The organism is Stenotrophomonas sp. OVS01A, from assembly GCF_019969775.1.
GTDB classification, from domain to species: Bacteria; Pseudomonadota; Gammaproteobacteria; order Xanthomonadales; family Xanthomonadaceae; genus Stenotrophomonas; species Stenotrophomonas indicatrix.
Genome location: NZ_JAHXYV010000004.1, coordinates 223,949 through 236,072 on the forward strand (window position 1 = coordinate 223,949; position 12,124 = coordinate 236,072).

Consider the following 12,124-nt stretch of genomic DNA (forward strand, 5'->3'; position numbering starts at 1 on the left):
TCCGTAGTGTTACCTGCAAGGAGTCCTCGATGCGTTTGTCCTTCGCCCTTCTGCCGCTGTCCGCTGCCGTGCTCCTGTCTGCCTGTGGCAGCGCACCGAAGAAGCCGCAGCCCACACCGCCGCCGGTGGTCACCACGCCCGTGGCCCAGCTGGCCGAAGCAAACCTGGCGCCAGCCTCGGCCAGCATCGTCAGCGGCCGTCTGGTGTTGAAGACCGAAAGCGGTGGCGTGCACTTGACCGGCCTGGTTGGCGGCCTGCAGCCGATGCAGCAGGCCGGCTTCCACATCCACGAGCGCGGTGACTGCAGCGCGGTGGACGCCAGCAGCGCCGGCAACCACTTCAATCCCGCCGGTGTCGCCCACGGTCGTGCAGGCAGCGGCAAGCACCACCTCGGTGACATCGACAACCTGCAGGCCGACGCGCAGGGCCGCGCCAACATCGATGTGCATCTGAAGGGCGTTACCCTGGGCGGAGGCGCCGCCACGGATATCGCCGGGCGTGCACTGGTCGTGCATGCCAGGGCCGACGACTATCGCAGCCAGCCCGCCGGCAATGCCGGCGTCCGCATCGCCTGCGGCGTGATCCGGGTAACCCGCTGATCACACCACCGGCATTTCCCAAGGAGAGTTTCCATGCGTCTGATCCACACTTCGCTGTTCGCGGCCATCGCTGCACTGGGCCTTGCCGCCTGCAACCAGCAGCCGGCAGCGCCGGCAGCCGAAGCTCCGGCCACCACCCCGGCCGAAGGTTCGGCAGCACCGGCCGATCCGGCCACTGCACCGGCTACCGCAGCGGCCCCGGCAGCCGATGCCTCGGCCACTGCCGAACTGGCACCGACCCAGGGCAATGAAACCAAGGGCTCGATCACCTTCAAGCTGGTCGACGGCAAGGTGCACGCATCCGGCCAGATCAGTGGCCTGAAGCCGGGCAGCGAGCACGGCTTCCACATCCACGAGAAGGGTGACTGCAGCGCGCCGGACGGCATGAGCGCCGGCGGCCACTTCAATCCGGGCAAGCAGGACCACGGCAACGTCGCCACCGATCCGCACCACGGTGGCGACATGCCCAACATCAAGGCCGACGACAAGGGCGTAGCCACCATCGACAGCCCGGTGTCGAGCAACGTCAACATCGGCAAGGGTGATGATTTCGACATCATCGGCCGTGGCCTGATCGTCCACGCCGACGCGGACGACTACAAGACCCAGCCGACCGGCAACGCCGGTGCGCGATTGGCGTGCGCGGTAATCAACAAGGCACCGTAAGAAAACGAAAACGCCGGCGCAAGCCGGCGTTTTTCAGTTGATCCGCCGGGCATGGCCCGGCGCTACCGTATTCCGTGGGTAGCGCCGGGCCATGCCCGGCGGCATTACCTGGTCGTCAGCGCGCCAGCAGTTCGCGCGCGTCCTGGCCGGCTTCGCAATGCACGAACAGCACCGGCACACCGTGCGCTTCCAGCACCGCGGCCATCTGCCGCTGGCGCATCAGGAACTGCTCGTAGATGCCCTGCAGGCGCTCGCAGTCGCCCTTGCCGTGGTTGTAATGCGCGCACCAGCCGGCCGGGTCGAACAGCGCCATGCGCGCTTCGCCCTGCGTATAGCGCAGCAACGGCTCGGGTGCGTCACTCAGCCACTCGTCCTGGCCCGGGGCCATGATCGCGGTTTCAATCAGCGGCCACAGCGCGGCCAGTCCCTGGTTGTCGTACTGCATCGACATCATCGCGGCCAGGTCGTTCACGGTGAAATAGCGTGCGTGCTCGACGCGTGCACCGAACGTGTTCTGCGCCATCAGCGCGGTATCGGCATGGGCCATGCCATTGGCCAGCAGCACCTCTTCCAGGGCATCGGCCACGGCTGTCGTGGTGGCCACGTCGGTACCGGTCAGCAGGAACGGCACCACCCGCAGGCCACCGCCTACCAAGGTAGCGTCGGCCTGGAACGGCAGCGGCACATCACCGCTGGCGTCGGCGCCGAAGGCCAGCACGCGCGGGCCCTGGTTGCTGCCGGGCGCGCGCATCTGCAGTTCTTCCAGGCGGCGATGGATCGGCCAGCCCGGGCGAAGCACTTCGGCCGGATCGAAATGGGCGGCGGCGAACACCAGGTCCAGCTCGGCCACCTGTGGCACCAGCTTGGACAGGTCGCGGCCGACGCGTTCGGCCAGTTCACCGGCCTGTTCAGCGCTGAGCACCGCCTGGCGGGGGATTTCGCCGCCGGCCAGTTCCAGGGCCAGCACGCCAAGGGCATTCATCGCAGGGTCGGGTTTGCTCATGGTTCCACGGTTGGCCCATCACAGGGCGGCAGCTACACTTGGCCCCATTATGCCTGCTCTGTCGTGCAGGCCATGTTGCAGACACCCTCATCCATGCCAGGTATCTCCATGCCCAACGCTCGTCCCGTCGCCATCCTCGGTGGCGTCCGCATTCCGTTCTGCCGGCAGAACACCGCGTATTCGGATGTCGGCAACCTCGGCATGTCGGTGCGTACGCTGGGAGCGCTGGTCGAGCGCTTCGGCCTGCACGGCCAGCAGCTGGGCGAAGTGGCGATGGGTGCGGTCATCAAGCACTCCAGCGACTGGAACCTGGGCCGCGAAGCCACGCTGTCCTCGGGCCTGTCGCCTTTGACCCCCGGCATCACCCTGCAGCGCGCCTGCGGCACCTCGCTGGACAGCATCATCACCGTTGCCAACAAGATCGCCCTGGGCCAGATCGAGTCCGGCATCGGCGGTGGTTCGGACACCACGTCCGACGTGCCGATCGTGTACGGAAAGAAGCTGCGCGCGCGCCTGCTGGCTGCCAACCGTGCCAAGAGCACCGGCGACAAGATCCGCGCACTGACCTCCGGCTTCAAGTTCGCCGAGCTCAAGCCGGAGTTTCCGGGCGTGGCCGAGCCGCGTACCGGCAAGAGCATGGGCGACCACTGCGAGGACATGGCCAAGGAGTGGAACATCTCGCGCGACTCGCAGGACGAGTGGGCGGTGTCCTCGCACAAGAAGCTGGCCGCAGCCTATGAGCGCGGCTTCTTCAATGACCTGATCGCACCGTTCCGCGGCGTCGAGCGCGACAACATCCTGCGTGCCGACACCTCGCTGGAGAAGCTGGCCACGCTGAAGCCGGCCTTCGACAAGGTATCCGGCCGTGGCACCCTGACCGCAGCCAATTCCACCCCGCTGACCGATGGCGCCGCCGCCGTGCTGCTGGCCAGCGAAGAGTGGGCACGCGCACATGGCCACGAGCCGCAGGCCTACCTGCGCGACGCACACGTGTCGGCCGTCGATTTCGTGCACGGCGAAGGCCTGTTGATGGCGCCGACCGTGGCCGTGCCGGAGATGCTCAAGCGCAACGGCCTGACCCTGCAGGACTTCGACATCTACGAGATCCACGAAGCCTTCGCCGCACAGGTGCTGTGCACCCTGCGTGCGTGGGAGAGCGAGGATTACTGCCGCAACCGCCTCGGCCTGGATGCGCCGATGGGCCGCATCGACCCGGACAAGATCAACCTGCTGGGTTCGTCGCTGGCCACCGGTCACCCGTTCGCCGCCACCGGTGCACGCGTGATCGCCACGGCGGCCAAGCAGCTGGCCGAGCGCGGCGGTGGCCGTGCGCTGGTGTCGATCTGCACCGCCGGCGGCATGGGCGTGGTGGCGATCGTCGAACGTTGAACGCCACGGTAGTGCCGGCCGCTGGCCGGCAACGTTGGAATTGAAAACGCCGCCCGATGGGCGGCGTTTTTGTTATCCCGGTGGGCTCACACGCCAACCAAGGTTGGCGACTACCGAAGCGGGTCACGGCATCCGCGGGTTGCCAAACGCGTCGCGCTCTTCATTGGCGTCGTACACCGGCGGCAGCGGTGCAATCGACTGCTCCTCGACGGTCGCATGCAGCGGCGGGTCAACCACCGCTGCCGGTGCACGCACCAGCGCCACGCTGTCTTCGCCTCGCTGCAGGCGCAGCGCGTTGGCCAGGCACTGCGCGGCCAGCACGTGTTCGCCACGTTGCGCGAAGGCTTCGCCCAGCGCTTCCCATGCAGGGGCACCGGCACCCGCGGCGATGGCTTCATGCAGGAACGCATCGGCCGCGTCCCACTGCTGCTGCGCCAGCGCGATGCGGCCCTGGGCCAGGCGCAGGGCCGCCGAGTCGTCATGCACGTTGCGCCAGCGCTGCAGGTTGGCCTGGCGCGTGGCCAGACGTTCGGCCGGCAGACGGCCATACACGGCCACCAGTTCGTCATCCCAGCGGTGGTCCAGCGCCTGCTCAAGCGCCAGCAGTGCCGGTTCGTCCCAGTCCAGTGCAACTGCACGGGTGGCGTAGGCGGCAACTACGTCCGGGGTCGGTCGCAGCGCCTTCGGCGTGGCTTCCCACTGCGCAGCCAGGGCGTTGACGTCGCCCGCTTCCAGCAGTGCCTGCGCGGCCAGGCGTGCTTCCAGCTCGCTGCTGGCCTCGGCCGGAAGCACCTTGGTCTGGCGCAGCGCGCCCAGCTGGCCGTAAGCCTCGTGCGCGCGGCCAGCACGTGCCAGCGCTTCGGTACGCAGCCACAGACCACGCGGCGGCAGCGGCTGGATCGCCGCCACATCCAATGCGTTGATCGCATCCACCGGCAGATCGTTGGCCAACAGCTGCTCGGCACGCAGCAGTGCCTGCAAGGTCGCATCGCTTTCGCCCAGGCGCTGCAGCAGCGCCTCTGCAGCGGGTGCATCGGCCCGCACCTGCGCGCTGCGCACGGCATTGGCCAGGGCAACCCCGCTCACTTCCGGATCCTTGGCGGCGCCATCCAGCAGCTTCTCGGCGCGCTGCCACTGGCCATGCTCATAGGCCAGCAGACCATCGATCAGGCGCACCCGGCCCTGCTTGCGGCGGTAGCGGCCCCAGGCACGGAACGGTGCGGCGATCAGGCTCCACAGCAGCCACAGCACCAGCACGCCGATCACCGACAGCAGCGCTACCTTCGGCAGGTTGCTGTGGTAGTCGTAGCCGCCATAGCGCAGGGTCACTTCGCCGTAGCGGTTCAGGTCATCGGTGCCGAGCCATTGCGCGGCAACTACGCCAATGGCCACGGCCAGCAACAGCACGACCAGTGATTGCAGGGGTTTCATACGGGCTTACCTCCGGTCGGTCTGGGTACGCAGTTGTTGCAGGGTGCTGCCAAGCACGGTGTCATCGGCCTGCAATGGCAGCGAGCGCAGGGCATGGAGTTCAGCACGTTGCGCGCGCAGGTCCGGTGAATCCGGCCAGCGCCGCTGCGCCCAGAGATCGATTCTGTTCAGCGCGGCATCGCGGCCTTTGCCGTCGCCGCGCTCGATCGCTGCGCGGGCCAGGGTCAGTTCCAGCTGCAGCGCCGTATCTATGGTGGCGCGCTCGGCCGACGTCAGCGGGCCGTTCAGGCGGCTCGGGGTGATATCCACGAAGGGCGCCAGCGCGGCCTGCCACCACGGTTTTGCGGTGTTGTTGGCCGGCGTCTGCGCGATCTGCGAAGGCAGGCCCTGCAGGGCCTTGCCCAGCGCGTCCAGGCGTTGCAGTGACAGCACGCGCGGGCCAGCGCCCAACGCATCCAGCGCGTTGCGTTCCTGCACCAGTGCCTGGCGCAGGTTCAGGCCGTCGCTGTCGGGCAGATCGGCCAATGCAGTGGCGGCCAGCGCATACAGCCGGCGTGAGCCTTCCACGTCATCGGCGAAGGCCAGCCGCTGTGCGGCCTGGGTCAGCAGCAGTTCGGCCTCATCGCGCTGCACGGCCTGACGGCCCTGGTTGGCGCTGTCGGCCAGCTTGGCCAGGTTTTCTTCCAGCAGGGCACTGCGTTGCGACAGGCCCAGCACTTCGTCGCGCAGCACCCGGTTGGTGGTGGCTGCATCCTGCAAGCGCTGGCTGGCAGCACGCTGGTCGCGGCGCAGGGCCTCGACCGTAGCCTCCAGCCCCTTCAGCTGCACGGCGGTGGTCTGCGCCTGCGCCAGCTGGTCGCTCTGCTGCTTCTGCCAATAGTGGTAGCCGGCATAGCCGCCCGCGCCCAGCACCGCCAGCACGGCAAGCGGCAGCAGCCAGCGCATGGGGCGATGGGGCGATGGAGCGGGCGGCAGAGTGTCGTTCATCGGGCTTCCTTGTCGGCGGCAATGCCGGAACAGATCCGGCAGGCAGCGTTGTGCACAGCATCACTGTTGCCGACGACACCGGCAAGCCGCTGCCGGGTGCCTGTTCAGGTCGCTGCCGGGCCGGTGAGCGCAGTGTGTGCGGCGGCCATCAACTGAACGCTGGTAGGGCCCTCGCTGCGCACCACCCGGGTCAGCCCCAGGGCCTGCGCCTGCGCGCCCAGCCGGTCGCTGGCCACAAGCGCGATCGCGTTTGCCCGCAGCCGCTGCTGCCAGTGCGCAGGCAGCTGCTGCCAGAAACGCTGCAATGCCTCGCCACTGCTGATGGCCAGCAGCCAAGGCGTTGGAGAACGGGCCAAACGCGCCAGAATGCGCCGCGACAAGCGCAGCGGCAGCCGTCGGTAGACATCAGCGCGGGTGATCTGCGCGCCCGCGGCCTGCAACTCAGCGGCAATCAGGCCCCGGCCTCCCGGTGCGGTCACCAGCCCGATCTGCATGCCCCGCACATCGCCCAGCACCGGCATCGCCAGCAGGCCCTCGCTGTCCATCCGCTGGGGCGCATGGACGTCAGCGACGCCATGGGCCAGCAGGGCACGCGCGGTGCCTTCGCCCACCGTCAGCCACGGGCTGCGCTGCGCCGCCGCCAGCGGTAGCAGGCTGGCCGCTGCGGCCACGGCCGCCGGGCTGGTGAACACCACCCGATCGCTGGTCAGCGCCCGTTGCAGTTGCTGGCGCACGGCGCTGCCCTGCAGCCGCTGCAGCCGCCAGGGCGAAAGCGCGACGGTACGGCCTCCCAGCCCTGCTGCGGCATGGCGCAGCGCCGCCTGCTGGCCCTGCGGGCGCAGCGAGATCAGGGTCCAGCCAGTGGGTATCGTATGGTTGGCCATTACCGTCATTATGCGGGCCCTTCGTTGTCGTGGTTGCTGCTGATGGCTGTTGATGCCCTGACCTCTTCGCTGGCTGCCCTGCAGGACGTGCTGGACTGCATGCCGGCGGTCCGCGCGATGCAGATCCGCCTGGATGGCTATGCCGACGGCGTGCTGCGTATCACCGCGCCGCTGGTGGCCAACGTCAATGACAAGGGCAATGCGTTCGGCGGCAGCCTGGCCTCGGTGCTGACCCTGTCCGGCTGGGCGCTGGTCAGCCTGCGCCTGCGCCTGGCCGGCCACGACGCCGAGGTCTACGTGGCCGACAGCAACCTGCGCTACCTGGCACCGGTCTATGAAGACCTGCATGCCCATGCCGAAGCGGCCGGAAGCGGCGCCTGGGAGACCTTCCTGGCCACCTTCCGCCAGCGCGGCAAGGCCCGCATCAGCATTGTCGCCACCCAGCCCGGTGCCGACGGCAAGGCCGCGGCCGAATTCAGCGGTCGCTTCGTTGCCTTCGCCAAAGGGTAGGATGGCAGGCTGACGCCCTGCGGAACCCACCGATGCGCCGCCTCATCCAGATCCTCCTGTGTTCCCTGCTGCTGCTCAGCGCCGCCGCTGGCGCTGCCGCCGACGACCTCAGCCGCAAGCAGCGCAAGCTGCTGGAAGAGACCCAGATCGCCTACGGTGCCACCATCCGCTGGGGCAGCATGGACGACGCCATCGCCTATCTGGACCCGCAGCTGCGCAAGACCAAGCCGCCGACCGAGTTCGAGCTCAACCGCTATGCGCAGCTGCGCGTGTCGTCCTACCGCGAGCGCAGCAGCGCATCGCTGGACGGCGGCCAGGTCGAGCGCCGGGTCGAAATCGGGGTGATCAACCAGAACACCCAGGCCGAGCGCACCGTGGTTGTGACCGAGCGCTGGCGCTGGGATCCGGAAGCCAAGCGCTGGTGGCAGAGTGCGGGCCTGCCGGACCTCTGGCAGGGGCAGTGACGGGTCGCGTCCGGCTTGTGCGACAATCGGCGCCCGCTTAATCGACCCGTGACCTGAGTGAATTACGAAGAGTTGCTGGCCTTCGCAGGCCGAAACCCGATGCTGTCCGCGGCCCTGGTCGGCCTGACCGTGGCCCTCATCGTCACCGAAATCCGCCGCCTGTTCCGGGGCTTCAAGGGCATCAAGCCCGCCGAACTGACCCAGCTGATCAACGCGGGCGGCACGGTGGTGGTTGATCTGTCGCCCAGCGCTGATTTCGAAAAGGGCCACATCGCCGGCAGCCGCAGTGCCCAGGCCAGCGCGTTCGGCCCCGAGCACAAGCTGGTGGCCAACGCCAAGCAGGCCCCGGTGGTACTGGTGTGCCGCAGCGGCAACGCGTCCGAGACCGCCGCCAAGGCGCTGAAGAAGGCCGGCTTCGAGAAGGTCTTCGTGCTCGACGGCGGCATCCCCGCGTGGCAGCAGGCAGAACTGCCGCTGGTCAAGGGCCGCAACTGATAGCAGGCGGTGGCGGATGTGGCCTTGTTTGCGCCCTCCGCCGCCCCCATCGCAGTAATTCGACCATCGTTTTCATTGCATTCACTGGAGTTACTGGAAATGTCCGAAGAGACCACCAACGGCGCTGTCGCGCCGGTCGATGCCGCCACCGGCCCCGCGTTCACCGTCGAGAAGATCTACGTCAAGGACGTTTCCTTCGAGTCGCCGAATGCCCCGTCGATCTTCAACGACCAGGTGCAGCCGGAACTGCAGCTCAACCTGAACCAGCAGGTCCAGCGTCTGGGCGAGAATGCCTTTGAAGTCGTGCTGGCCGTGACCCTGACCTGCCAGGCCGGCGAGCGCACCGCGTACGTGGCCGAAGTGAAGCAGGCTGGCGTGTTCGGCCTGGTCGGCCTGGACCCGCAGTCGATCGACGTGCTGCTCGGCACCCAGTGCCCGAACATCCTGTTCCCGTACGTGCGCCAGCTGGTCAGCGACCTGATCCAGGCCGGCGGCTTCCCGCCGTTCTTCCTGCAGCCGATCAACTTCGAAGGCCTGTACGCAGAAACCCTGCGCCAGCGCCAGGAGCAGGGCGACGCACCGTCGCTGGCTGACTCCGAGCCGGCCGGCAACGCCTGATCCCGGCCGCGACGTCACGGATGAGCACTACCGCTGACAAGATTGCCGTACTCGGCGCCGGTTCCTGGGGAACCGCGCTGGCGACGCTGCTCGCCCGCCACGGTCGCCAGACCGTGCTGTGGGGGCGCGATGCCGCCGTGGTTGAGGCCATCGACCAGCGCCACGAGAATCCGCGTTACCTGCCGGGCATTCCGTTGCCGGAATCGCTGCGCGCCACCACCGACCTCGCGTCGGCGGTGGAAGGTGCCGCCTGGATCCTGGTGGTGACCCCGTCGCATGCATTCGGTGAAACCGTGCGCGCGCTGGCACCGCTGCGTCCGGCCGGTGCCGGTGTGGCCTGGGCCACCAAGGGCTTCGAGCCCGGCTCTGGCCGCTTCCTGCATGAAGTAGCGCGCGAAGTGCTGGGCGAGGACGTGCCGCTGGCCGTTGTCACCGGGCCGTCGTTCGCCAAGGAAGTCACCCTGGGCCTGCCGACCGCGATCACCGTGCACGGCGACGTGCCCGAGTTCGCGCAGACGGTGGCCGAGGCGATGCACGGTCCGGCGTTCCGCGCCTACACCGGCGACGACATGGTCGGTGCCGAGCTGGGCGGTGCGATGAAGAACGTGCTGGCCGTGGCCACCGGCGTCGCCGATGGCATGCAGCTGGGCCTGAACGCCCGTGCCGGCCTGATCACCCGTGGCCTCAACGAGATGCTGCGCCTGGCGGCAGCGATCGGCGCCAAGCCGGAAACGCTGATGGGCCTGGCGGGGCTGGGCGACCTGGTGCTGACCTGCACCGGCGACCTGTCGCGCAACCGCCGCCTGGGCCTGGCCTTGGGCCGCGGGCAGACGCTGCAGGACGCCATCCGCGAAATCGGTCAGGTGGTCGAGTCGGTGCAGACCGCCGACGAAGTGATGCGACAGGCGCGCCGTCATGGTATCGACCTGCCCATCTCCGACCGCGTGCGCGCCGTGCTGCATGGCGAGCAGACCCCGGAAGAAGGATTGCGTGCGCTGTTGGCACGCGAACAGAAGCCGGAGTATCCGGATACGCTGTTCAAGTGAATCGAAAACCCCGGCCCAGTGCCGGGGTTTTTTTTTGTGCGTGCGCGAAACCCATCCACGCATGGCGTGGATCTACTGCGGAACCCGCAGCGCCCATCACCGCGACCGCGGCGGCGTGTTGGTGTTGTCCATGTCCGAAAAAATCATCCACGGCCCACCCGCCACGCGCTTCAACGTCAGCGTGAACTTTCCGGTATCACCCACGTTGCTGCCGTAGGTGTAGGCACCAATGATGTAACCGGTGGATTCCTCTGCGGCATAGGCCAGCGCACGCAGCCGCAACGGGCTGCTTCCCTGGCCGGCATACGCCGCCTCGATCGCCGCGCGCCCGCGCACGGGCGGCTGGTTGCTCTGCAGGATGAAACCATCCTCGGCGAACAATCCCGCCAACGCCTTCGCATCACCGGTGCGCCACGCCTGTTCGTAATCGCGCAGCACGCGATCCAGCGCAGTGGGTAGGGCCACATCGGCAAGGCGTGCGGCGGGCGAGGATGCGGTGGGCTCCTGCGCAACAACAGGCACGGCCAGCAACAGGCCACTGAGAAGCATCGAGGCGAGTAGTGAACGGCGCATGTGTCTGCATCCTGGCAGTGATGGAAGGCGTGATTGCCAGAGTATCCACCTTGGCTGGCGGGTAGAATCACGTGGTCGCCGGCTGGGCGAATGGACACAGGACAGGGAATGACGTCTCGAATGATGGGAATGGCAGGGCTGGTCGCGTTGCTGGCTGCGTGCACGCAGGCACCGGCACCGGAAGCAGGCACCGCAGCTGCACCTGCCGCTACTGCTGCGCCGACGGAAGCCCCAGCCGCCACGGCCACGGTGGTCGAGAACGCGCCTTCCGTCGAAGACGGCGTGGACCCGTCGGTGTGGGACAACGAAGGCGAGCCGGAAGGTGAGACCCCCGGCGCCGAACTCACCTGCGCGGACAATCCGCTGGCGACTTATTTCTTCACCCTGGTCGGCGGCAACACCGTGGACGACTGCGGCCGCAAGGACCCGAAGGTGCTGGCCGCGTTCGACGCCCTGATGAAGAACACTGCGGCGGTCGAATTGCCCGACAAGAACGTCCCTTCGCTGCGCGAACGCCTGCTGAGCGGTCCCAGCGGTCCTGGCGAACTGATGGTGCTGCAGGGCGAGCCGTGGTGGCTCTACACCGCCTGCCAGGCGCACCAGTGCTCGACCACCGCGCTGGCGATGCTGTATTCGCCGACGCACTCGAAGATGGTCGGCCGCCTTATCACCCGCTGCAACGTGTGGTGGCTGGGTGAGCCGAACGCAGAGCAGCGTGCGCTGATCGAGCGCGAGCGGCCGGTGGACGAGGCGATGTTGAAGGAAGAAGGCGATTCCTGCGAATGATGAGCGGTAACGCCGGAAGATTCTCCGGCGTTACGCCTCAGGCCGCATCCGCGCGCTGACCTGCGCGGTCAGCGCCAGGCACGCCATCATCAAACCCTCCATCACCCGATCGCCCACGTATTCGTCGTCCGGGCCGTTCTGGCGGACGCGCTCGGCCGCCAGCAGCATTTCCAGCGCGATGCGCAGGCCCGCCAGTGCGCAGTCCGCATCGGCCAGCGCCATGCGGCGGCCGGGCATCTGATGACGCTCCGGCCACGGCTGGCCGTCGGCGGCTGCGCCTTTTCCAATCCGCGTCAGCGTGGCGATGAAAGCTCTGGGATCGATCGCAGATGCTTGTTCTGATGACGCATCGCCAGCTGCGCGATAGGGATGAGGGCGAGGAAATTCCGGTGCAGTCATGGCTGGGCTCCGTGCAGGACAGACGATAGCCGCCACACAAAGGTGGCGGGCGGAGACGTGGCTCGAAAACCGGGCGCTTGTTGAAGCCGGCAGGCACAGGGCCTCCACGCTCCGCCCGCCATAGCCGGCAGACGGATTGCCAGCCGGCGTCACGCGGGGTGACGCCGGCTGGCAAGCGTAATCAAACAAGCGCACGGGTCTTCGAGGCCCGGCCATCCTTTTTCGATGGCCCGTCATCTGTACCTCTGTGGCTGCGCAACGCCAATCAGACAAA

General features: G+C 67.9%; 15 protein-coding genes. 9 read left to right on the forward strand and 6 right to left on the reverse strand.

The window, feature by feature from the left end:
- Positions 1 to 29 precede the first annotated feature (29 nt).
- Together LC407_RS15685 and LC407_RS15690 are read left to right on the forward strand one after the other, a co-directional pair.
- On the forward strand, positions 30 to 599 hold the full coding sequence (locus LC407_RS15685) for a superoxide dismutase family protein (RefSeq protein WP_025875951.1): 570 nt from the start codon (positions 30 to 32) through the stop codon (positions 597 to 599).
- Between the two features lie 33 nt (positions 600 to 632).
- Entirely contained in the window at positions 633 to 1,265 is a 633-nt protein-coding gene (locus tag LC407_RS15690; protein WP_080150281.1) for a superoxide dismutase family protein, read from the forward strand.
- 115 nt (positions 1,266 to 1,380) lie between these two features.
- Here LC407_RS15690 and LC407_RS15695 read toward each other — a convergent pair whose 3' ends face one another.
- Positions 1,381 to 2,268, reverse strand: a complete 888-nt coding sequence (locus LC407_RS15695; protein ID WP_025875947.1) for a hypothetical protein — start codon at positions 2,266 to 2,268, stop codon at positions 1,381 to 1,383.
- 93 nt (positions 2,269 to 2,361) lie between these two features.
- Between LC407_RS15695 and LC407_RS15700 the strand changes: the two genes are divergently transcribed.
- Entirely contained in the window at positions 2,362 to 3,657 is a 1,296-nt protein-coding gene (locus tag LC407_RS15700) for an acetyl-CoA C-acetyltransferase (RefSeq protein WP_088100805.1), read from the forward strand.
- Positions 3,658 to 3,780: 123 nt separating this feature from the next.
- Here LC407_RS15700 and LC407_RS15705 read toward each other — a convergent pair whose 3' ends face one another.
- The 3 genes from LC407_RS15705 to LC407_RS15715 form a co-directional block, all read right to left on the reverse strand.
- Complete coding sequence (locus tag LC407_RS15705; protein ID WP_032978029.1) at positions 3,781 to 5,088, reverse strand: heme biosynthesis HemY N-terminal domain-containing protein; 1,308 nt, start codon at positions 5,086 to 5,088, stop codon at positions 3,781 to 3,783.
- 6 nt (positions 5,089 to 5,094) lie between these two features.
- Entirely contained in the window at positions 5,095 to 6,075 is a 981-nt protein-coding gene (locus LC407_RS15710; RefSeq protein ID WP_059063155.1) for a uroporphyrinogen-III C-methyltransferase, read from the reverse strand.
- 104 nt (positions 6,076 to 6,179) lie between these two features.
- Positions 6,180 to 6,968, reverse strand: a complete 789-nt coding sequence (locus LC407_RS15715; RefSeq protein WP_218788316.1) for a uroporphyrinogen-III synthase — start codon at positions 6,966 to 6,968, stop codon at positions 6,180 to 6,182.
- 33 nt (positions 6,969 to 7,001) lie between these two features.
- Between LC407_RS15715 and LC407_RS15720 the strand changes: the two genes are divergently transcribed.
- From LC407_RS15720 to LC407_RS15740, 5 genes are all read left to right on the forward strand, one after another.
- Complete coding sequence (locus tag LC407_RS15720; protein ID WP_032951885.1) at positions 7,002 to 7,469, forward strand: YiiD C-terminal domain-containing protein; 468 nt, start codon at positions 7,002 to 7,004, stop codon at positions 7,467 to 7,469.
- Positions 7,470 to 7,501: 32 nt separating this feature from the next.
- Positions 7,502 to 7,933 (forward strand): hypothetical protein, encoded by a 432-nt coding sequence (locus LC407_RS15725; protein WP_080150286.1) that lies wholly within the window; start codon positions 7,502 to 7,504, stop codon positions 7,931 to 7,933.
- Between the two features lie 57 nt (positions 7,934 to 7,990).
- Positions 7,991 to 8,428: a rhodanese-like domain-containing protein gene (locus tag LC407_RS15730; RefSeq protein WP_025875933.1), complete on the forward strand. Its 438-nt coding sequence runs from the start codon at positions 7,991 to 7,993 to the stop codon at positions 8,426 to 8,428.
- A gap of 99 nt (positions 8,429 to 8,527) precedes the next feature.
- Positions 8,528 to 9,046 carry a protein-export chaperone SecB gene (gene secB, locus LC407_RS15735; protein ID WP_025875931.1) on the forward strand — a complete coding sequence of 173 codons (519 nt, stop codon included), beginning with the start codon at positions 8,528 to 8,530 and terminating at the stop codon, positions 9,044 to 9,046.
- Positions 9,047 to 9,066: 20 nt separating this feature from the next.
- A complete protein-coding gene (locus LC407_RS15740) occupies positions 9,067 to 10,092 on the forward strand; it encodes an NAD(P)H-dependent glycerol-3-phosphate dehydrogenase (protein ID WP_025875929.1) in 1,026 nt (341 codons plus the stop codon).
- 96 nt (positions 10,093 to 10,188) lie between these two features.
- On the opposite strand, the gene LC407_RS15745 is transcribed toward LC407_RS15740, so the two are convergent.
- Entirely contained in the window at positions 10,189 to 10,665 is a 477-nt protein-coding gene (locus LC407_RS15745) for a nuclear transport factor 2 family protein (protein WP_223483166.1), read from the reverse strand.
- A gap of 108 nt (positions 10,666 to 10,773) precedes the next feature.
- On the opposite strand from LC407_RS15745, the gene LC407_RS15750 reads away from it, so the two are divergent.
- Positions 10,774 to 11,451 carry an Ivy family c-type lysozyme inhibitor gene (locus tag LC407_RS15750; protein WP_223483167.1) on the forward strand — a complete coding sequence of 226 codons (678 nt, stop codon included), beginning with the start codon at positions 10,774 to 10,776 and terminating at the stop codon, positions 11,449 to 11,451.
- Positions 11,452 to 11,481: 30 nt separating this feature from the next.
- Here LC407_RS15750 and LC407_RS20905 read toward each other — a convergent pair whose 3' ends face one another.
- Complete coding sequence (locus LC407_RS20905) at positions 11,482 to 11,850, reverse strand: hypothetical protein (protein WP_033832719.1); 369 nt, start codon at positions 11,848 to 11,850, stop codon at positions 11,482 to 11,484.
- Positions 11,851 to 12,124 lie beyond the last annotated feature (274 nt).